We start from the raw sequence: 21,546 nt of genomic DNA on the forward strand, positions 1-21,546 counted from the left end.
CACCCCCTCTCAAAAAAATGCTTGCTCTACATCAAGCGCTACATCAAACGTTTTTCCATGAGGGGGTGGGGGAGGCCCGATCCCGTCCGGTAGCTCGCCCGTCCGTCGTACTCCCACGCCCCGACTCCGCGCACCGCTGGACTGACAGACCGGCCACCGCGCGGCAGCAGTCGCGGCGCAGCGCAGCGGAGCGTGTCGTGAGCCCAGCCACCCGCCGGGCCAAGGAATCGGGGCACCGGGCCGGCCGCCCCCCCCTTCCCCCTTCTCGCTGGCGCTTTGGACCCGGAGGGTCCGAGACGAAACCCGCACCCGCGCGAGCCGAATGGCGCGAGACGGCGCATAGGCACAGCGAAGCGAAGCGCAGCCACCGCGCAGCGAAGCGCACCTGCACCCGCGAAGCCCAACGCAGCGAGCCGCACCCACCCCCGCCAAGCACACCCGCACCCGCATCGGCTGCAGATCGGTGGCCGCTCAGACCTGACCGTCTACACCATGCCGCAGGATGCGGAAAAGTTCGCACGCTTCCTTGCCGGGGAGAAATCCCCGGACAACTAGACCTCGGCCTGGATGGACTAGGTGCAGCAATGAGCCGGGCGGGGGTTCGAGCGGGACCTCCGCCGACGCCTCGAAGGGGCGAGGCCAACGACTCCGAGGATCTGTACTGGGCGCGTCCATGAGCGGGCCTCCTACGCCACTCCCGACCTCGGCGAGTTCGTCGCCACCCTGGAGGCGTGGATGTGGGTGATCACCCAGCGAGGGAAGCTCCCCAAGTCGTGAGCCGGTCCTCCGGAGAATCTCCCAGCGCGGTGTTAGTGCCGCATCAGGCGGCTCGGCCCGAGGGGATCCGGCAGGCCGTTGCCGGGTCCCCTCGGGATTTGTGGTGGATGCCGAGCACCGCCCGCTGGCCGTTCAGCGTTTCATCGTCTCCGCGGCAGGCGCCGGGCGCCAGTTCGTTCACTGGTTGCGCCGAGCCGAAGGACCGCGGGTTCGGGACCGCGGGGTCGGGCCGCACAGCGGGCGTCTGCCCTGCGGAAAACCGGAGGGTCGGGGCTGCGGCGCACACCGTCCAGCTGGACGGCAAACCTCATACCGCTGCTGAACTGCGGTTTCTAGCGTAGCCCGGGAAGTCGGGGCGCTCGCCCCGCGACCGGACCGCCGTCTTGGAGACCCCCCATGCGCCGCGCGGACCGTTCGGACAGCGAGGGAAGGAAGCAAAGGTGCGCAAGAAACCGGCAACGGTACGGATGGCGCGGTGGAGTGCCACGCATCCGTGGTCCGCGATGGGTCTGTGGATCGCCTTCGTCGCCTTGTGTCTCTTCCTTGGCGGGGCGGCCGGTACCAACGCGATCAGCGACGAGGAGTCGGGCGTCAGGGAGTCGGGCCGCGCGGGCAAGATCGTGCACTCGGGGGACTTCCCCGAGAAGCCCGAGGAGAACGTCCTCATCACCGCCGAGTCCGGCGGCAGGCTGGATAAGAATGCCGCCGGCCGGGCCGCCGCTGATGTGGCCAGGCGGATGAAGACGCTCTCCGGCGTGGAGAGCGTGGGAGAGCCGGTCGCCTCCCCTGACGGCAAGGCGCTGCTCGTCCCCGTGACGATGAAGGGCGACACCGAGAACGCCGACACCCGTGTCCAACCGCTGCTGGACGCCAGCGCGGCGGTTGAGAAGGCCCATCAGGGCCTCAGGGTCGAACAGGTCGGCACGGGTTCGACGGCCAAGGGCCTGACGGAGACGCTGGGCGAGGACTTCGAGAAGGCGGAACTCATCAGCCTTCCGCTGACGCTGCTGATCCTGCTTGTCGTGTTCGGCGCGGTCATCGCGGCCGGTGTGCCCGTGGTGCTCGCCCTGTCGTGTGTGGGGGCCGCGATCGGCCTTTCGACGCTCGCCTCGCATGTTCTGCCGGAGACCAGCGCGGTCAGCAATGTCATCTTGCTGATGGGCATGGCAGTGGGCGTGGACTACTCGCTCTTCTACCTCAAGCGGGAACGCAAGGAACGGCAGAAGGGCAGGTCCCACATCGACGCGATCGAGATCGCGGCGGAGACCTCAGGGCATACGGTCGTGGTGTCCGGCACCACCGTCATCGTGTCGATGGCCGGGCTCTACCTGGCCAACGAGGCCACGTTCGCCTCGCTCGCCACCGGCTCGATCATCGTCGTGGCCGTCGCCGTCCTGGCTTCCCTGACCGTGCTTCCCGCGCTTCTCGGCAAGCTGGGCCGCTGGGTGGACCGTCCGCGGGTGCCGTTCCTGTGGCGGCTGACGATGCGGTCGAACGAGTCCCGCCTGTGGCCCGCGCTGCTGCGTCCGGCGCTGGTGAAGCCCGTGGGCACGCTCGTCGTCTCGGTGGGCGCGCTGGTCCTGCTCGCGCTTCCCGCGCTGGACATGCAGTTGAAGCAGCCCGGTTCGGACGACCTGTCGCGGGATATCCCGGTCGTACGGTCGATGGACCGGCTGACCGCCTCCTTCCCGAGCAAGGGCACGGTGCATCAGGTGGCGGTGCGGGCCCCCGCGGACGAGGCGGGGGAGGTCAAGGCCGCGCTGAAGGGCCTGCTCGCGCGCACGGCGGAGAACGACCTGTTCGCGCACGACCAGACTCCGGCCATCAAGGAGTCGGGGGACCGCAAGGTACACACCGTGGACGTGGGCACCCCGTACCAGCCCAAGAGCGATGGCGCGAAGCGGTCCCTGGACGTCCTTAGGAGCTGGGTGCCACAGGCTCTGGGCGACGTACCGGACGCGGAGGGTGCCGTGGGCGGCAAGGTGGCCCAAGGCGTGGACTTCACGGGGCATCTGGAGGAGCGCATGCCGTGGGTGGTGGGCTTCGTCCTGCTCCTCACCTTCGGCATGATGGCCGTGATCTTCCGTTCGCTCGCCGTGGCGATCTCCGCGATCTTCCTCAACCTGCTCTCGGCCGCCGCCTCCTTCGGCGTCCTGGTGTCCGTCTTCCAGCACACCTGGGCGGAGGACCTGCTGGACTTCCACAGCTCGGGAGCGGTCGTCTCCTGGCTGCCGCTGTTCCTCTTCGTGGTGCTGTTCGGCCTGTCGATGGACTACCACGTGTTCGTCGTCAGCCGGATCCGGGAAGCCGCGCTCGGCGGCGCGGACATCAAGGACGCCGTCCGCGAGGGCATCACGCGCTCGGCGGGCGTGGTGACGAGCGCGGCGATCGTGATGGTCGGCGTGTTCTCGATCTTCGGCACGCTGAGCATGGTCGAGTTCAAGCAGCTCGGAGTGGGCCTCGCGGCGGCGATCCTGCTCGACGCGGTGGTGATCCGGATCTTCGTCCTGCCGGCCTTGATGGCGGTGCTCGGTACGTGGAACTGGTGGCCCGGGCGCGTCTCCGGCTCCGGAAGCCGCCGCCGACCGCATGCGGTCCCTGGCCGGGACGGCCTGACCCCGGCGCACCACCAACCGGCCCCGGCGCACTACCAACCGTCGTACGGGCCGCAGCAGGGCCCATGGAGCGCGCAACCGCCGGTGCGCGGTACCACGCGATCCGACTACCCCCGGGACCCCCGGGGCCCCCGGGAGTAGCGCGTCACCGGAGAGCCGCCCGCACCGCCCGCACCAGCGCCTGCGCCCGCGGGTCCGCCGTGACGCCGCGCTGCATCCCGTTGGTGACATAGCCGAAGCCGATGCCCGCCTCCGGGTCGGCGAAGCCGAGGGAGCCGCCGCGGCCCGGGTGGCCGAAGGAGCCGGGGGCGAGAAGCGGAGAGGCCGGGCCGTGCAGCATGTAGCCGAGCCCGAAGCGGGTGCCGACGACGAGCACCTCGTCCGGCCCCGCGGACTCCTCCGTACGGGCCTGGGTCACCGTCGCGGGCGCGAAGAGGCGGCCGCCGGACCGCAGGGGGCGCGCCGAGGACTGTGGGCCCGAGGGCAGCGGGCCGATCAGCGCCGCGTAGAAGCGAGCCAGCGCGTCGGCGGTGGCGACACCGCCCGAGGCGGGCAGCTCGGCGGCGAGATAGGCGGGGTCGTTCTCGTCCGGCATCGGGCTGATCGCCCCGAAGGCGCGCCGGGTGAGCGAGTCGGGGTTCTGATACGCCTCGGCGACCGACCGCTTGGGCCGCAGCCGCGGACCCTGCGCGGCGGGCACGGGCGGGGCCTCCACGGGCCCGATCCGGCCGACGCGGCCGCGCTGCCCGTCCGGCAGCCCGAGCCACAGGTCGAGCCCGAGCGGCCGGGCTATCTCCTCGGCTATCCAGCGCCCGATGGTCCGCCCGGTGACCCGCCGGACCAGCTCGCCGACCAGCCAGCTGTAGGTCTGCGCGTGGTAGCCGTGGGCGGTGCCCGGCTCCCATACGGGCTGCTGGGCGGCGACCGCCCGCGGGCCGTGGAAGCCGTCGATGGCCTGGACGGGGGCCAGCGGGGTGTCCAGCACGGGCACCCCGGCGCGGTGGCTGAGCAGATGCCGTACGAGTACCCGCTCCTTGCCGTTCGCCTTGAACTCCGGCCAGTACGTGCCGACCCGGCCGTCCAGGTCGAGCTGGCCGCGCTGGTGGAGCAGCAGCGGTACGGCGGCGGCGACGCCCTTGGTGACGGACCGGACGACCTGCGCGGTGTCCTGGGCCCACGGCTCGCCCTCACCGTCAACGTCCTTCGTGCCACCCCACAGGTCGACGACCTTGTGGCCCTCCCGGTACACCACCACGGCCGCACCGCGCTCGCCACGCCGGGCGAAGTTGTCCACGAAGGCGTCCCGGACCGGTTCGAATCCGTCCGCCACCGTGCCTTGGACGTCCACCACTGATCCGTACTCCCACCATGCCGAGGGCGAAGTGTGCTCCCCCCATGGTGCATCGCCCCCGCCGGACACCTCAGACCGGGGCCGTCACCGAGCGGGGGTCGAAACCGAAGGGCAACTCGAGTCGATGTTCCCGCATCAGGGCCTCGTCGCACAGCAGGTCCTGGGTACGGCCGTCGGCGGCGATCACCCCGCCGCTGAGCACCACGGAGCGCGGGCACAGCTCCAGCGCGTACGGCAGGTCGTGGGTGACCATCAGCACCGTGACGTCCAAGGAGCGCAGGATATCGGCCAGTTCGCGGCGCGAGGCGGGGTCCAGGTTGGAGGAGGGCTCGTCCAGCACCAGGATCTCCGGCTCCATGGCCAGGACGGTCGCGACCGCCACGCGCCGCCGCTGCCCGAAGGAGAGGTGGTGCGGCGGGCGGTCGGCGAACTCCGCCATGCCCACCCGCTCCAGGGCCTTGACCACCCGCTGCTCCAGCTCCGCGCCGCGCAGCCCGGCCGCGGCCGGGCCGAACGCGACGTCCTCGCGCACGGTCGGCATGAACAGCTGGTCGTCGGGGTCCTGGAAGACGATGCCGACGCGGCGGCGGATCTCGGCCAGATTCCGCTTGGAGACCGGCAGCCCGGCCACCGTGACCGTCCCCGCGCCCGCACCCAGGATCCCGTTGAGGTGCAGGACCAGGGTGGTCTTGCCCGCGCCGTTGGGCCCGAGCAGCGCGACGCGCTCGCCGCGGGCGACGGTCAGGTCGACGCCGAAGAGGGCCTGGTGGCCGTCGGGGTAGGCGTAGGCCAGGCCGGACACCTGGAGGGAGGGCGGGGCGGTCTCTGGAGTGGCCTCCACGGGAGACGAGCCGGTCATATCAACATCCATCCGGTCAGGCAGACCACCAGCGCGGTCAGCGGGAGGGCCGCGGCGGACAGCCACTGGGCCCGGGTCGCCGTCATATCGTCGATCACCGGCATCGCGCCCGCATAGCCCCGGCTGATCATCGCCAGGTGGACCCGCTCGCCGCGCTCGTACGAGCGGATGAACAGCGCCCCGGCCGACTTGGCGAGCACGCCCCAGTGGCGCACCCCGCGCGCCTCGAAGCCGCGCGACTGGCGGGCGATCCGCATCCGCCGCATCTCGTCCGTGATGACGTCCCCGTAGCGGATCATGAACGACGCGATCTGGACCAGCAGCGACGGCATCCGCAGCCGCTGGAGCCCCAGCAGCAGGGCGCGCAGCTCGGTCGTGGAGGCCAGCAGCACGGACGCGGCGACCCCGAGCGTGCCCTTGGCCAGAATGTTCCAGGCGCCCCACAGGCCGGGGCGGCTCAGCTCCATCCCGAGCACCGCCACGCGCTCGCCTTCCGCGACGAACGGCATCAGCACGGCGAAGGCCACGAAAGGGATCTCGATCAGCAGCCGCCGCAGCACATACCCAGCCGGGATCCGCGCCACCGCCGCGACCGCCGCCAGCGCCGCCGCGTACACCCCGAAGGCCCACACGGCCTCGCGCGGGGTGGAGACGACGACCAGCACAAAGCAGAGCACCGCGGCGATCTTGCATTGCGGGGGCAGGGCGTGCACCGGCGAGCGGCCCTCCCGGTAGAGCTTGTGGGCGTGGCCCGCGCCCACGTCAGACCGTCTCGGAGTCGTGCGCGGACGGGATGGCGGCGGGCGACGTGGCGGCGGGCCCGGCGGCCTTCTTGGCGCGGCGCCGTACGACGACGAACAGCCCGGAGCCCACGGCGAGGGTCGCGCCGACCCCGATCACCCCGGCCAGGCCGCCGGAGAGCCGGGCGTCGGTGATGTCCTTGACGCCGTAGTCGGCGAGCGGGGAGTCCTTGGTGGCGTGGTCCTCGGTCTTCTTGTCGATGCCGTTGTCCTGGGCGACCTTCTCCAGGCCGTCCGGGCTGGCGGACGCGTAGAAGCTGACCACCCCGGCACACAGCAGCGCCGCCGCGACCCCGACCGCCCACACCCGCCGCGTCGCCCGCCGCGCGCCTGGCGCCGGGGCCAGGCCCCCGGCGCCCAGCGGGGTTGCGACGCCCCCCGACGCCGCAACCCCTGCTTCCGCAGCGGTGCCGAGCGCCGTCGCCGCGGAGGCCGCGTCCGCCTCCGCCCCGGGCCCCACGCCCGGCGCGGCCGTCGCGGGTACGGTCGCCGCTCCGAGGCCGGGCGCCGCCGCACTCCCCACCTCACCGCCGGTGCCCCGGCCGGCCGCGGGCGCCCCGGCCTCGCCACTGAATCGCGCCGCCCGCCCGGCGGCCTCCCCCACACCGGCAGCCGCCGACGCCGGGCCACCCGGCGCGGCGCCCGCCTCCTCGTCGCGTTCAGAGACCCGAGCCGCGACGCCGCCCGCGACCGACGCTGCCGTCGCCGCGGAGGCCGCGCCCGAGGGGGCCGACACCGCGTCATCGGCGTCCGCTCCGGGCCGCGCCGACCCGGGCGCGCTCGGCGCCGCGCCCGGCGCGGCCGCCGACACCGCCGTCGCCGCGAGGCCCGGCGTCGCCGGGGCGGCCACCGCCCCGGCGCGGATCTCCAAGGTGCGCGTCAGCCCACGTGCGCCGTACACCAGGTCGGGGCGTACGGACGCCACCGCGCTGACTGTCAGGGCCGTGATCACGGCCTCGCCGATGCCGATCAGCACATGGACGCCGACCATCGCGGTGAAGACCTTGCCGAGCGAGACATGTGTCGTGCCGCCGAGCGCGTAGATCGCGGTGAAGGCGACGGCCGCGGCCGGTACGGAGAGCAGCGCGGCGGCGAAGGAGGCGACGGTCACCGAGCTGCGCCGTCGGGGCGCGAGCTTCAGGATGCCGCGGAAGACGGCGTACGCGACCACCGTGGTGACCACCGCCATGTCCGTGATGTTGACGCCGAGCGCGGTGAGGCCGCCGTCCGCGAAGAGCACGCCCTGCATGAGCAGCACCACGGAGACGCACAGCACGCCCGTGTACGGGCCGACGAGTATCGCGGCCAGCGCCCCGCCGAGCAGATGCCCGCTGGTCCCGGCCGCGACCGGGAAGTTCAACATCTGTACGGCGAAGATGAACGCGGCGACGAGACCGGCCAGCGGCGCGGTGCGCTCACCCCCCGAGCCGACCGAGTCGCCCATGCCGCCCGAGCCACCCGCGCCCCCGGCCTCCCCCAGCTCTCGCCGGGCGCCGCGCAGGCTGACGGCGACCGCCGCCGCCGCGACCACACCCGTCGCCACGGACACCGGGGCGTCGATGAATCCGTCGGGGACATGCATGGCGGGGCTCCGCTTCTACGCCGGGGGTGTCCGCTTCATCCGCGGAATCCGCCAATCCGGTGATCCGCCCGATGATGGTAACCCGTTATTGCAACCAATTCGCAAGAGCGCTCTACCCGCGAAAACCACCGCACACACCCGCCCCACACACCCACCGCACACACGACGGCGGCCCTCCGCGCACTCGCGAAGGGCCGCCGCAACACCGGGGCCGGGCTTACACCCGGGTCAGATCCGCGTCGGGATCCCGCTCGTCCACCGCGTCCCGCTCCTCACGCACCGCGGCGCCCGGGTCGAGCTGCTTGCGCAGTCCCTCGCCCTCCACGTCCACGTTCGGCAGCGCCTTGTCCAGCCAGCGCGGCAGCCACCACGCGGACTTGCCGAGCAGCGCGAGCACCGCCGGCACGATGGCCATTCGGACGATGAACGCGTCGAAGAACACCGCGATGGCGAGGCCGAAACCGATCATCTTCACCATCGACTCGGACGAGCCGATGAACCCGGCGAAGACGCTGATCATGATGACCGCGGCCGCGCTGACCACCCGGGCCCCGTGCCGGAAGCCCGTGACCACGGCCTGCCCCGGCCGCTCGCCGTGGACGTACGCCTCGCGCATCCGGGTCACGAGGAAGACCTCGTAGTCCATCGCCAGGCCGAAGACCACACCGATCATGAAGATCGGCATCATGCTCATGATCGGGCCGGGCTCCTCGACGTTGAACAGGCTCCCGCCCCAGCCCCACTGGAAGACCGCGACGACCGCGCCCAGCGCCGCCACGACGGACAGCAGGAAGCCGAGGGCCGCCTTGAGCGGCACCAGCAGCGACCGGAAGACCACCATCAGCAGCAGGAAGGCCAGCCCGACGACCAGCCCCAGGTAGGGCAGCAGCGCGTCGTTCAGCTTCTGCGAGACGTCGATGTTCATCGCGGTCTGCCCGGTCACCAGCATCTCGGCGCCGGTCCCGGACTTGATGGACGTGGCCTCGTCCCGGATGTGCTCCACGACACGCTCGGTGTCGACGCTGCTCGGCTTGTACTTGGAGATCACCGTCAGCGTCGCGGCGTCACCGGGCTTGTTGAACTGGGGCTTGCTGACACTCGCGACGCCGTCCACGTCGTGGATGGTCTTGCGGACCTCCTCGGCGGCGCCCTTGGGGTCGTCGCTGCCCTTGGTGTCGACGACCACCATCAGCGGCCCGTTGAAGCCCGGGCCGAAGCCGTCGGACATCAGGTCGTACGCCTTGCGCTTGGTGGTGCTGGTCGGCTGCGAGCCGTCGTCGGGCAGGCCGAGCTCCAGGCCGGCCGCGGGGAGCGCGGCGGCGCCGAGGCCGAGCACGCCCACCAGCAGCACCGTCACCGGACGGCGCAGGACGAAACGGGCCCAGCGGGTGCCCGCGTTGGGCTTCTCCTCGCCCGCGCCCTGGCCCGCCGCGCCCTCCTTGGCGGCCTTGCGGACCTTGCGGGGGAGCACCTTGCTGCCCGCGAACCCCAGCAGGGCCGGGATGAGGCTGATCGCGATGAGGACGGCGATGACCACCGTGCCCGCCGCGGCGAAGCCCATCTTGGACAGCATCGGGATGTTGACGACCGCGAGGCCGGCGAGGGCGATGACGACGGTGAGCCCGGCGAAGACCACCGCGGATCCCGCGGTGCCCACCGCGCGCCCGGCGGCCTCCTCCCGCTCCTGCCCCTCGGCCAGTTCGGCCCGGTAGCGGGAGACGATGAACAGCGCGTAGTCGATGCCGACCGCGAGGCCGATCATCATCGCCAGCGTCGAGGTCGTACTGGAGAGCCCGAGGGTGGTGGCGAGCGCGGTGATCCCGGAGATGCCGATGCCGACCCCGATGATCGCGGTGAGCAGCGGCAGTCCGGCGGCGACCAGCGAGCCGAAGGTGATGAGGAGGACGACCGCCGAGATCGCGATGCCGATGACCTCGGTGGCGCCGGTCTCCGGCATCTCCTGCAGCGCGTCACCGCCGATCTCGACCGCCAGCCCCGAGTCGCGGGCGTCCTGGCCCGCCTCCTTCAGCGCGTCCCGAGTCTTGTCCTCCAGCTCCATGGCGCTGACCTTGTAGGAGGTCAGGACGTACGCCGTGGTCTTGTCCTTGCTGACCCCGCCCGTCTTGTACGGGTCGGCGACGGAGGCGATCTCGTCCGAGCTCGACTCGAGTTCGCGGACGGTCTTCTCGACCGCGGCCTTGTTGGCCGCGTCGGTCATCTTCTCGTCGTCCGGCGCCCGGAAGACCACGCGAGCGGTGGCACCCTGCGCGTTGCCACCCGGGAAGCGCTGCTCCAGCAGGTCGAAGGCCTTCTGGGCCTCCGTGCCCGGGATGGAGAAGCTGTCGTTGGAGGGTGGTGAGGCGGTGGCGGCCCCGACACCGGCGACCGCGAGGAGCGCCACCCATATCAGGGCGACGAACCGGCGTCGCCGGAAGGCGAATCGGCCGAGTTTATAGAGGAACGTGGCCACGAGGAGAGGTGCTCCCGTCGAGTAGGCGTTACTGGGCAGGGGTGGGGAACCAGACGGCGACGAGAGCGGCGCGCCGGCTGGAGCTCTATGAGGTTGTGGGGTGCGGGGGGGGGAGTGCCCTGCGAGTGGGGAAAGGGGAGGGAGGGGTGCCTCAGGGGGAGGCTGGGGACCGGACGCCGAGGGCGGGGAGGATCACGGCGTCGATGTAGTCGAAGAGATAGGCGGTGTCCGGCTCCTTGGCCTCGACCAGAGACCGGGTGGTGAAGGCGCCGAGCATCAGGTGCGCGGTGTATTTGAGGGCGGGGCGGTCCGGAGCGACCTCACCGCGGTCGACAGCGCGCTTGAGCAGCGCTTCGAAGGCGCCGAGCTCATGCGTGATCATGAGCTCGCGCAGCGCCTCGAGCAGATCGGGGTTGTGGTGGACGGCCAGGGCCAGCCCCCGCATCAGGGCCGCGTCCCGCTCCCGGGCCTCGTCGCCGCACCGCACCATCTCGCGCAGATCGCCGCGCAGCGAGCCGGTGTCGATGTCCTCGACCGAGACGGGCTTGGTGTGGCGCAGCGCGGTGGCGACCAACTGCGGCTTGCTCTTCCACTGCCGGTAGAGCGTGGCCTTGCTGGAGTGCGTACGGGCCGCGATCGCGTCCATGGTCAGCGCGTCGTAACCGACTTCGGTCAGCAGGTCCATGACGGCCTCGTACAGCTCGCGCTCCCGCTCGGGGGACAGCCTGCTGCGGCGTCGGTCCAGTGCCTGCATCATGCCCTCCTTCCGAACCTGGGAGCCCGAACGAACCCGGGAAGCCCGAAGATGGGAGCCCGAAGAACGTCTTCGCGAACGAAACGGTTTCGTACACAACAAGGGTAAGCGCAGTTCTGTTCGACGCCACACGAAACGGGCTCGTTTCGCTCGTGGTATGCGTCACAAGACCGAGTTGCCCTGAAGAGGCCGCCCCGGAAGGATGGTCAGGTGAGCGATGTTCTGTCGAACGCGTCGGGCCCAGGCGACGGCGCGTATCTCCGGTTTCCGCACCTGCACGACGACTTGCTCTGCTTCGCCGCCGAGGACGACTTGTGGGTGGCGCCGCTGACCGCGCCCGGCGAGCCCCCCGGGCGGGCCTGGCGGCTGACGGTCGACCGCACCCGCGTGGGGCACCCCCGCTTCTCCCCCGACGGCTCGCACATCGCGTTCACGACCTGGCGCAGCCTCGACCCGGAGATCCATCTCCTCCCGGTCGACGGCGGCGCGACGCGCCGCCTGACCTACTGGGGCAGCACGGACGCCCGCGTCTGCGGCTGGACGCCCCCCGACCAGGACGGCACCTCCCACATCCTGGCCGTCTCCTCCCACGACCAGCCGCTCTCGCACTTCTCCTGGGCGTACAGCCTGCCCACCGACGGCAGCCCCGGCGGGCGGCTGCCCTGGGGCCCGGTCTCCGACATCGCGGTCGCCGACGCCGACGGCGAGCGCCGCACCCTCCTGCTGACCGGCACACCCCCGCACGAGCCCGCCTCCTGGAAGCGCTACCGGGGCGGCGCGACGGGCCGACTGTGGCTGCACGGCACGCGCCTGGTGCCGGAGTTGAACGGGCACCTGGACTCGGCGATGTTCGTCGCGGGCCGGATCGCGTTCCTCTCCGACCACGAGGGCATCGGCAACCTCTACTCCTGTCTGCCCGACGGCTCCGACCTGCGGCGCCACACCGACCACGCCGACTTCTACGCCCGCCACGCCTCGACCGACGGCTCGCGCGTCGTCTACCAGTGCGCCGGCGACCTGTGGCTGGTCGACGACCTGGGCCCGCGCGCCGAGCCGCGCCGGCTGGACGTGCGGCTCGGCGGGGCGCGCACCGGGCGCCGCCCGTACCAGATCCCGGCCGCGTCGCACGTCAACTCGCTGTCCGTGGACACCACGGGCCGGGCGAGCGCGGTGTGCGTACGGGGCAGCCTGTACTGGCTGACCCACCGCGACGGCCCCGCCCGCACCCTCGCCGACACCCCGGGCGTACGGGTCCGGCTGCCGGAGATGCTGGGCGACAGCGGGCGCGTGGCGTATGTGACGGACGCCGAGGGCGAGGACGCCATCGAGATCGCGTATCTGCCGCGCGCGAGCGGTCCGGAGGAGCGGCGGCGGCTGGCGGTGGGCCGGCTCGGGAGGGTGCGCGAGATGGTCGCGTCGCCGGACGGCACGCGGCTGGCGGTGGCGGCGCACGACGGGCGGCTGCTGTTGGTGGACACCTCCCCCGACGACGCAGCTGACGCCTCCCCCGACGACGCACCCGACACCTCTCCCGACGCCGCATCCGACGACGCACCCGACGCCTCCCCCGACGCCTCTCCCGACGACGCATCCGACACCGCATCCGACGCCTCGGAGGGCGAACCCCTCGACGAGGTCAGCGAGTTGGTCCGGTCGACGAACGGCCCGGTGCGCGAGCTCGCGTTCTCCCCCGACTCCGCGTGGCTGGCCTGGTCGCACCCCGGTATCGGCCGCTCGCTGCGCCAGATAAAGATCGCGCGACTCGCGGACCGCACGGTCGTGGACGTGACCAGCGGCCGGTTCGAGGACGAGGAGCCGGTCTTCACGCGCGACGGCCGGTATCTGGCGTTTCTGTCCTGGCGCGGCTTCGACCCCGTCTACGACGTGCACACCGGCGACCTGTCCTTCCCGCTGGGCTGCCGCCCCTACCTCGTACCGCTGTCCTCCGCGACCCCGTCCCCCTTCGCGCTCTCCCCCGAGGGCCGCCCGGCGGCGGGCGGCCTCGACCTGGACAGCGCGTACCCGGGCGGCGACAGCGGGGACGGCGAGGCCGAGGGCACGGTCACGATCGAGGTGGAGGGCCTGCCGAGCCGGGTCACGGCCTTCCCGGTGGCCGCCTCGAAGTACTCGGCGCTGTACCCGGTCAGCGGCGGCGGCCTGGTGTGGCTGCGCTGGCCGATCTCCGGCGCGCTCGGCGAGACCTTCGCCAACCCGGCCGAGACCTCCTCCCGCCCCACCCTCGAACACTTCGACCTGGTCAAGGCCAAGCGCACCGAACTCACCAGCGACCTGGACTGGTTCGCGGTCAGCGGCGACGGCACCCGGCTGGTGGTCAACGACGAGGGCGATCTGCGGGCGGTGCCCGCCACGGAGACCGCCGACAGCGACGCCACCGTCCACATCGACATGCGGCGCATCCAGCACACCGTCGACCCGGCCGCCGAGTGGCGGCAGGCCTATGACGAGGCGGGCCGGATCACCCGCGCCTACTACTGGGAGCCGGGGATGTGCGGCGTCGACTGGGACCGGGCGCTCGACCAGTACCGCCCCCTGGTCGAACGGGTCGCCTCCCCCGACGAGTTCGCCGACCTGCTGCGCGAGGTGCAGGGCGAGCTCGGCACCTCGCACGCGTACGTCATCGCGGCCCGCCGCAACGAGGGCCCGGCCCACTACCAGCGCCCCATCGGCCTGCTCGGCGCCAACTTCGCGCGCACGAAGGACGGGCGCTGGACCGTCTCCCGCATCCTGCCCGGCGAGTCCTCCGACTCCCGGGCGCGTTCGCCGCTCGCCGGCACCGGCATCCGCGAAGGCGCCACGCTCACGCATGTCGACGGCCGCCCCGTGGACCCGGTGGCCGGCCCCTTCCCCCTGCTCACCGCCGCCGGCGGCACGACGGTCGAGCTCACCTTCCAGCCCGCCGGGGGCGAGGGCCCGCCGCGCCGCGTCGCGGTCCAGCCGCTCATCGACGACCGGCCGCTGCGCTATCAGGACTGGGTGGCCAAGCGGCGCGCGGTGGTGCGCGAGTTGAGCGACGGGCGGTGCGGCTATCTGCACATCCCCGACATGGGCGGCTCCGGCTGGGCCCAGTTCAACCGCGATGTGCGCAGCGAGGTGTCGCTGCCCGCGCTGATCGTGGACGTACGGGGCAACGCGGGCGGCAACATCAGCGAGCTCGTCGTCGAGAAGCTCACCCGCACCATCATGGGCTGGGACCTGACCCGCCACGCCGAGCCCGTCTCGTACACCAGCAACGCGCCGCGCGGCCCGATCGTCGCGGTCGCGGACGAGGCGACCTCCTCCGACGGCGACATGATCACGGCGGCGTTCAAGATCCAGGGCATCGGCCCGGTGGTGGGGTTGCGCACCTGGGGCGGCGTGGTCGGCATGACCGGCCGCCACCGGCTCGCGGACGGCACGTCGATCACGGTGCCGATGAACGCCGCGTGGTTCGACGCGTACGGGTGGGGGGTCGAGAACTACGGCGTGGAGCCGGACATCGAGGCGCTGCGCTCGCCGCTGGACTGGGCGGAGGGCCGCCATCCGCAACTGGGCGTCGCGGTGCGTACGGCGCTCGACCTGCTGGAACGCCACCCGGCGGCGACGCCGCCCGACTACTCGGACGTACCGGACCTGCGGCGCCCGAAGCTGCCGCCGAGGAGCGGCTGAGCGCAGCGAGTGGGGCGCACCCATGGCTTATGGGTGCGCCCCACCGAGGTCACTTCTCCTCGAAGGGCTCCTGTTCCTCGATCCCTTCCTCCCGGTCCCGCAGCGGGAGCTCATGGGTCTCGCGCGGCGGCCGCTCGCGCGGCGGCTGCTCACGCCGCTGCTGCTGCGGCTGCCGACCGGGCTGCGCGTTCTCGCCCCGGTCGTCCTGCGCCTTACGCCTGTTCTGCCGGGCCTTCTCGTTGAACTGGTCCTTGCTGGCCATGGGTGTCACTCCTCATGGGGTGGCGGAGGACGGGCCCGACCAGCGTGACATGCGGGAACACACCCCGCATGTCGGCCGCGGAGCGGATCATTCCGTCCGCGCCCGGTCATCCGCCTCGCCGCCCGCCCGGTCATCCGCCTCGCCGCCCGCCCCCGCCAACCCGCCCCGCCGCTCACGCGTCGCCGCGAGCCGGCTCTCGAAACGGCGCATGTCGCGCTGCGCGAAGGTGCCGATCAGCGCGGGCAGGGCGCCTCGTACTGGCTGCATGCCGCGCAGCCACCACTGCCCGTACACATGCGCCGACCGGCGCTCGATCCCGGCCACCAGCCGGTCTGTGGCCGGGCCGAGCGGACAGACGCGGCTGACGGGCCAGGGCAGCCGCCGCCGCAGCTCCCACAGCACGTCGTCCCGTTCGAAGCCGCGCACCATGTCCGTGTCGGTGAAGCTGAGGTAGGCCACGCCGACCCGTACGCCGCGATGGCCCACCTCGGCGCGCAGACAGTGCGCGAACGCCTCGACTCCGGATTTGGACGCGCAGTACGCGGACATCATCGGCGCGGGCGCGATCGCGGCCAGCGAGGCGATCTGGAGCAGATAGCCACGGCGCGCGACGAGCGCGGGCAGGAACGCGCGGGCGGTGGTGGCGCTGCCCACCAGATTGACCTCGATGACCCGCCGCCAGGCCGTCTCGTCGGTGTCGGCGAACGGACCGGCCTGGGCCACTCCGGCGTTGGCGACGACGATGTCCACGCCGCCGAAGCGCTCGGTGACCTCCCCGGCCACGCGGGCCATCGCCTCGGGGTCGGTGACGTCGGCGTGCCAGTGCGCGGCCTCGGTCCGAAGCCCCGCCGCCACCCGCCGCAGCTCGTCGGGTTCCAGGCCCACCAGCGCCACCCTGGCGCCCCGCGCGGACAACTTCCGGGCCAGCGACTCCCCCACGCCCCGCGCCGCGCCCGTCACGACGGCGACCCGGCCTTCCAGACTCCCGCGCGCTCTCATGTCGTCGGCTCCTCGACGGTGTCGTCCGTGGCGCCCCGCGCCGTCCGCGCCGTGCCCCGCGTGCCCTCCGTGCCCCGCGCTGTGGCCTCCCGCCCGTACGCCGCCACCAGCCGGCGGATCACCCCGCTCACCGCCACCGGATCCTCCACCGGCGCCATGTGCCCGAGCCCGTCCAGCTCCGTGAGGCCGACGCACCGCGGCAGCCGGGCCGACAGCGCTCGGGCGTGGTCCAGTGGGGTCAGCCGGTCGGCCGTCCCGGCGAGGACGGCGGTGGGGAGGGCCAGCCGGCCGACTTCCGCGTCGAGATCGAGGTCGCTCATGACCCGCGCCCACGCGGCCCGTACCGCGCGTGGGCAGGCGTGCACGATGCGCGCGCACGCCTCCACCACGGCGGGGCCCGCCGCCGGGCCCATCGTCACGTACTTCAGCAGGCGTTTGGAGACCGGTGTCACCGGCCCGAGCGGGGCGCGCGAGCACAGGAGCGCGCGCTGCACCCGCGTCCGCAGGCGCTCGCCGCGCAGCGGCACGACGCGGCCCCGCGCGATCAGCCGCGAGGCGCCGGTGTTGCACAGCAGCACGGCCGCCGCGCGCTCGCGCAGCTGCGGCCGGTCGGCGGCGGCCATCAGCGTCATGCCGCCCATGGAGTGACCCGCGACGACGGCCCGCTCCCTGGGCGCGAGCGTCTGCTCGAGCACCGCCGCCAGGTCGTCGGCGAGCGCGTGCGTGCTGTAGCCGCCGGGGCCGACGGCCGGGCTGCGGCCGTGGCCGCGCTGGTCGTACAGGACGATCCGGTGGTCGGCGGCCAGTTCGCGGACGATCGGCGCCCAGAAGGCCGTCGAGCAGGTCCAGCCGTGCACCAGCACGACGGCCGGGGCGCCCTCGGGCCCGTGCAGTTCGGCGTGCAGACGGGAGCCGTCGGCGGAGATGACGGTCAGTTCGCTCACGGCGGCGGGCGGCGCGTACGGCCCCGGGGCGAGCCGCGCCGGACGGCGGCTCACCGGGCACCCCGCCCGGCGCCGGAGCCGACACCCGCACCCACCACGTCCGGTGGGGCGCCGGCCCCCTCCCGCCCCGGGCGCAACACCCGGTACTCCGTGACGTCCACCCGCCGCGTCACCCGGCGGAACTCCGTCGTCGTCCCCGGCCACACCGTCGTATTGCGCCCTTTCTGCAAGTACCAGCTGTCGCAGCCGCCCACGTTCCACACCGTACGGCTCAGCCGCTCCTGCATCCGGTCGGTCCAGGCCCGCACCGCCGACGGCCGGGCGTCCAGGGCCACCTTCCCGCCCAGCACGTCCAACTGCCGCATGAAGTCCACGAGGTACGCCAGCTGCGCCTCGATGATGAGGATCATCGAGCTGGTCCCGAGCCCCGTGTTCGGCCCGATGATCGTCAGGAGGTTCGGAAAGCCCGCCGCGCTCGTACCGCGCAGCGCCGCCATGCCGTCCCGCCACTCCTCCGCGAGCGTCGTCCCGTACGCCCCGGTCACCCGCCGCGCGATCGGCATGTCGGTCACCTGGAAGCCGGTCCCGAAGATGATCGCGTCCGCCTCCGCCTCCGTGCCGTCGGTGGCGACGAGCGTGGCGCCGCGTACCTCCTTCAACCCCGCCGCGACGACCTCGACCTGCGGCTGGGCGAGCGCCGGGTAGTAGTCGCCCGACAGCAGGATGCGCTTGCAGCCGATGCGGTAATCGGGCGTCAGCCTGGCCCGCAGGGCCGGGTCCTCGATGGCCCGCCGCATATGGCGGCGGGCCATCCGCTCCACCAGCCGCAGCGCATCGGGCCGCTTGGTGAAGGCCCCGGTCTGCAGCTCCCGCACCCCCCACAGCACCGCCCGCCGCAGCGCGCCGGTCGCCGGGACCCTGGTGTGCAGCCAGTGTTCGACGGCCGAGATACGGCGGTCCATGCGCGGCAGCACCCAGGGCGGGGTGCGCTGGAAGAGGGTGAGCCGGTCCACCTCCCGGTGGATGGCGGGCACGATCTGAATGGCCGAGGCACCGGTGCCGACCACCGCGACGCGCTTGCCGCGCAGGTCGTAGCCGTGGTCCCAGCGCGAGGAGTGGAAGACCTGGCCGGGGAATCCCGCCAGGCCCGGGATGTCCGGGATCTTCGGGTCGGAGAGCGGCCCGGTGGCGCTCACCACGACATCGGCGGTGAGCGGACCTGACCCGGTGTCGATCTCCCAGTGCAGCGCGCGCGAGTCCCAGCGCATGGCCCGCACCTCGGTGTCGAGGCGAAGGTGCGGCCGCAGCCCGAACGTGTCGGTGACCCGCTCCAGATACGCGCGGATATGCGGCTGTCCGGAGAAGTTGCGCGGCCACTCGGGGTTGGGCGCGAAGGAGAAGGAGTACAGGTGGGACGGCACATCACAGGCACAGCCCGGATAGGTGTTGTCCCGCCAGGTGCCCCCGACCGCCCCGGCCCGCTCCAGGACCACGAAGTCGGTGATCCCCGCCCGGCGCAGCCGTACGGCCGCCCCCAGCCCGCCGAATCCGGCTCCGATCACCGCCACCCGTACGTGCTCTCGCGTCACCTCAGCGCCTGCGCCAGCGCCAGTCATACGGCCGCCTCTCGCAACACTCGGAACGATGCCAGCAATCACTGGCATGGTTTGAGCGTAGGACAGGGTGCTACCGAGCGGTAGGGGCCGGGCGAGGGGAAGTTACCGGCGGTTCACCCCCTCCGGCACGGGCATAGGCTGCCGACGTGGCGACGAGCGAAGAACCCAGGGATCCGGACGGCCCGGACTCGGACGGCCCGGACTCGGACGGCCCGGACTCGGGCAGCCCGGAGGAGACCCGCGAATACCGCATCGCGGAGCTGGCCGAGGAGGCCGGCATCACCGTGCGCACCCTGCGCTTCTACCGGGAGCGCAAGCTCATCCCGCCGCCGCGCCGCGAGGGCCGCATCGCCTGGTACAACGGCCACCACCTCGCCCGGCTCCGCACGATCGCCGCCCTGCTGGAGCGCGGCCACACTCTCGGCGGCACAGCCGAACTCCTCGCCGCCTTCGACAGCGGCGCCCGCGACGTCGCCGAACTCCTCGGCCTGCCCGCCACCCCCGTCCCCGTCCCCGCCTGGTCACAGGAGACCCCGGTCCGGCTCACCCCGGAGGCCCTGGCCGACTACTTCCAGGGCCAGGCGACGCCGGAGAACCTCGCCGCCTCCCTCGACCTCGGCTATCTCGCGGTCGACGGCGACCAGTTGGTCCACGTCAGCCGCCGCCTTCTGGACACCTCCCGCGATCTGGTCGACCGGGGCCTCCCGCTCGCCGCCGTCCTGGAGGCGGCCCGGGACGTACGCCATCACGTGGACGCGATCGCCGAGGTCTTCGCCGCCCTCCTGCGCACCACGGTCCTGGCCGAGCCCGCCTCCCGGATCGGCACGACGCTGGAGGAGCTGCGGCCGATGGCCAAGGGTGTCGTGGAGGCCGAACTGTCGATGGCCATGGACCGCCGCATCCGCGCGGAGCTGGCGGCGTGGGCCGACGGAGACCAGGACCGGAGGTGACAGTGGCCCCTGGCATCATCGGCCCATGCTCAGCCTTCCCCTCCTCAGCGAGTTGGCGCACGAACGGCTCCCCTCCGGTCTCGCGGACCGGTTCTGCTCCCTGCTGGAACCGAGAGGTCAGATCCTCTCGGCCGCCCGCCCCGGAGACGAACACGTCGGCGTACTCGGCGGTGAACCCCTCCTTCCCGAGGCCGTCGACTGGCCGGTGTGGGAAGGACACGGCCCCCTGTCCTTCATCGCCTCGCTCGACTGCGGACCGCTGTCGGCCGCCGCCACCGGGCTGACTCTGCCGACCGACGGGACCCTGCTGTTCTTCTACTTCGACGGACAGGCCGACGACCACGAGGCGTGGGTGAGCCCCTCGAACCCCGAGTCCGGTCCCGGGTCCCGCGTCCTGTACGTCCCCGCCGGCACGCCCGTCCTGCCGCGTCCGACCCCGGCCCCGCTGAAGCCGTACCGCCGCGTACCGCTGCGCACCGACCCGGCCGTCCACCTGCCGCAGCTCACCAACCCCGAGCTCCACATACCGCTCGGCCTCGACTACGAGACGGTGTCCACCGATCCCGTGTACGTCGCCCTCCAGGACGCCGTGTGGAACCTGCGCCGCGTCCGCCACCAGGTAGGCGGCGAATCCGACGGCGTCCAGGGCGAGGTCGAGTACGAGGTCGCCGACTTCCCGGACGACTGGGACCTGGACGAGTTCGATCCCGACAACCCCCACTACGACGACATCATCGCCGAGGCGGCACGGTGGCGGCTCCTTCTCCAGATCGCCTCCGACGACGACGCCGACATGCTGTGGGGCGACGCGGGCGCCCTCTACTGGCTGATCAGCCGCGAGGACCTCGCCGCCCGCCGCTTCGACCAGGTCCGCTTCACCTGGCAGTGTCACTGACGGCATCCGTCAGGTCGAGCGCATCGATGACGGTTTCCTGCACCTGAGGCCCACTGGCTGGCACCGCTCTCCTGGCATGCCGATCGTGAAGCCGTCGGAACGGACGTACAGGCAAGGAGAGCGCAGATGGCTGCCGAGAGGACGATCCTCGTCACGGGGGCGACCGGGAACGTGGGGCGGCAGGTGGTGTCCCAACTCATGGCCGCACACGCGGGCGAGGTACGGGCGCTGACCCGCGACCCCGGCGTGGCCGCCCTGCCCGGCGGGGTCGACGTGCGCCAGGGCGACCTGGCCGACCCGGCCGCGCTGGAGGCGGCGTTGAAGGGAGCGGACGCGGTGTTCCTGATGTGGCCCTTCCACGGCACCGATCCGGCCCCCGCCCTCGTGGACGCGATCAAGTGGCATGCCGGCCGGGTGGTGTTCCTGTCGTCCGGCGCCGTCCAGGAGGGCATGGCGCCCGAGCGGCAAGCGCACCCCGTGGGCCGGTCCCACGCGCGCGTCGAGCAGCTCATCGAGGGGTCCGGACTCGTCTGGACCCATCTGCGCCCGTGCACCTTCGCCGCGAACACCCTGTGGTGGGCCGGCCAGATCCGCGCCGGGGACGTCGTGCGGGGCGCGTACGGGGCCGTGCCCATGGCCCTCCTCCACGAGGCGGACATCGCCGCCGTGGCGGTGCGGGCCCTCACCGGGGACGGCCACGGCCGCGCCGCCTACGCCCTCACCGGCCCCGAAGTCCTCACCCAGGCGGAACAGGTGCGCACCATCGGCGAGGTGCTGGGCCGCCCCCTCCGATGGCAGGAGCTGCCCCGGGAAGAGGCACGTCAGCGGCTTCTGGCCGACGACTCCTTCCCCGACTCCTTCGTGGACCCGCTCCTCGACGGCTACGCCGCGATGCTCGACGCCCCGCCCCCGGCCACCACCTCAACCGTCGAGGCGGTCACGGGCGCACCGGCCCGCACCTACCGTGCCTGGGTGTCCGACCACGCCGCCGACTTCGGCTGACCGG

At 72.7% G+C, this 21,546-nt stretch carries 15 protein-coding genes and 1 pseudogene; 5 read left to right on the forward strand and 11 right to left on the reverse strand.

The features are described from left to right. Nucleotides 1-1,217 precede the first annotated feature (1,217 nt). Nucleotides 1,218-3,533 (forward strand): MMPL family transporter, encoded by a 2,316-nt coding sequence (locus ACWY4P_RS21060; protein ID WP_456212095.1) that lies wholly within the window; start codon nt 1,218-1,220, stop codon nt 3,531-3,533. 4 nt (nt 3,534-3,537) lie between these two features. Here ACWY4P_RS21060 and ACWY4P_RS21065 read toward each other — a convergent pair whose 3' ends face one another. The 7 genes and pseudogenes from ACWY4P_RS21065 to ACWY4P_RS21095 all read right to left on the reverse strand — a co-directional run bounded on the left by ACWY4P_RS21065 (nt 3,538) and on the right by ACWY4P_RS21095 (nt 11,211). Further along, nucleotides 3,538-4,740: a serine hydrolase domain-containing protein gene (locus ACWY4P_RS21065; protein WP_456213006.1), complete on the reverse strand. Its 1,203-nt coding sequence runs from the start codon at nt 4,738-4,740 to the stop codon at nt 3,538-3,540. 73 nt (nt 4,741-4,813) lie between these two features. Continuing rightward, nucleotides 4,814-5,602, reverse strand: a complete 789-nt coding sequence (locus ACWY4P_RS21070) for an energy-coupling factor ABC transporter ATP-binding protein (RefSeq protein ID WP_456212096.1) — start codon at nt 5,600-5,602, stop codon at nt 4,814-4,816. Then, nucleotides 5,599-6,363 carry a cobalt ECF transporter T component CbiQ gene (gene cbiQ, locus ACWY4P_RS21075; protein WP_456212097.1) on the reverse strand — a complete coding sequence of 255 codons (765 nt, stop codon included), beginning with the start codon at nt 6,361-6,363 and terminating at the stop codon, nt 5,599-5,601. Before cbiQ ends, ACWY4P_RS21070 begins: the two co-directional genes overlap by 4 nt. Before the next feature lies 1 nt (nt 6,364). Continuing rightward, the gene (locus ACWY4P_RS21080) at nt 6,365-7,213 is read right to left on the reverse strand and encodes a PDGLE domain-containing protein (protein WP_456213007.1); all 849 of its coding nucleotides are present in this window, start codon (nt 7,211-7,213) and stop codon (nt 6,365-6,367) included. After that, nucleotides 7,214-7,984, reverse strand: a pseudogene (locus ACWY4P_RS21085) (energy-coupling factor ABC transporter permease); the annotation flags it as partial. It lies immediately after the preceding gene. Nucleotides 7,985-8,201: 217 nt separating this feature from the next. Further along, nucleotides 8,202-10,454 carry an MMPL family transporter gene (locus tag ACWY4P_RS21090; RefSeq protein WP_456212098.1) on the reverse strand — a complete coding sequence of 751 codons (2,253 nt, stop codon included), beginning with the start codon at nt 10,452-10,454 and terminating at the stop codon, nt 8,202-8,204. Nucleotides 10,455-10,605: 151 nt separating this feature from the next. Next, nucleotides 10,606-11,211, reverse strand: a complete 606-nt coding sequence (locus ACWY4P_RS21095; protein ID WP_456212099.1) for a TetR/AcrR family transcriptional regulator — start codon at nt 11,209-11,211, stop codon at nt 10,606-10,608. Nucleotides 11,212-11,418: 207 nt separating this feature from the next. Here ACWY4P_RS21095 and ACWY4P_RS21100 point away from each other — a divergent pair, with 207 nt between their 5' ends. Continuing rightward, on the forward strand, nt 11,419-14,874 hold the full coding sequence (locus ACWY4P_RS21100) for a S41 family peptidase (RefSeq protein ID WP_456212100.1): 3,456 nt from the start codon (nt 11,419-11,421) through the stop codon (nt 14,872-14,874). 49 nt (nt 14,875-14,923) lie between these two features. Here ACWY4P_RS21100 and ACWY4P_RS21105 read toward each other — a convergent pair whose 3' ends face one another. From ACWY4P_RS21105 to ACWY4P_RS21120, 4 genes are all read right to left on the reverse strand, one after another. Further along, nucleotides 14,924-15,136, reverse strand: coding sequence for a hypothetical protein (locus ACWY4P_RS21105; protein WP_456212101.1), 213 nt, complete (start codon nt 15,134-15,136; stop codon nt 14,924-14,926). A gap of 87 nt (nt 15,137-15,223) precedes the next feature. Next, entirely contained in the window at nt 15,224-16,135 is a 912-nt protein-coding gene (locus ACWY4P_RS21110; protein ID WP_456212102.1) for an SDR family oxidoreductase, read from the reverse strand. Beyond that, entirely contained in the window at nt 16,132-17,133 is a 1,002-nt protein-coding gene (locus ACWY4P_RS21115; protein WP_456212103.1) for an alpha/beta fold hydrolase, read from the reverse strand. Before ACWY4P_RS21115 ends, ACWY4P_RS21110 begins: the two co-directional genes overlap by 4 nt. Beyond that, nucleotides 17,130-18,695 carry a flavin-containing monooxygenase gene (locus ACWY4P_RS21120; protein WP_456212104.1) on the reverse strand — a complete coding sequence of 522 codons (1,566 nt, stop codon included), beginning with the start codon at nt 18,693-18,695 and terminating at the stop codon, nt 17,130-17,132. Before ACWY4P_RS21120 ends, ACWY4P_RS21115 begins: the two co-directional genes overlap by 4 nt. A 146-nt stretch (nt 18,696-18,841) precedes the next feature. Here ACWY4P_RS21120 and ACWY4P_RS21125 point away from each other — a divergent pair, with 146 nt between their 5' ends. From ACWY4P_RS21125 to ACWY4P_RS21135, 3 genes are all read left to right on the forward strand, one after another. Beyond that, nucleotides 18,842-19,645, forward strand: coding sequence for a MerR family transcriptional regulator (locus ACWY4P_RS21125; RefSeq protein ID WP_456212105.1), 804 nt, complete (start codon nt 18,842-18,844; stop codon nt 19,643-19,645). A gap of 25 nt (nt 19,646-19,670) precedes the next feature. Then, nucleotides 19,671-20,540 (forward strand): YwqG family protein, encoded by an 870-nt coding sequence (locus tag ACWY4P_RS21130; protein WP_456212106.1) that lies wholly within the window; start codon nt 19,671-19,673, stop codon nt 20,538-20,540. Nucleotides 20,541-20,666: 126 nt separating this feature from the next. Next, nucleotides 20,667-21,542: an SDR family oxidoreductase gene (locus ACWY4P_RS21135; RefSeq protein ID WP_456212107.1), complete on the forward strand. Its 876-nt coding sequence runs from the start codon at nt 20,667-20,669 to the stop codon at nt 21,540-21,542. Nucleotides 21,543-21,546: the final 4 nt, after the last annotated feature.

The sequence above is a fragment of the Streptomyces sp. LZ34 genome (genome assembly GCF_053890475.1).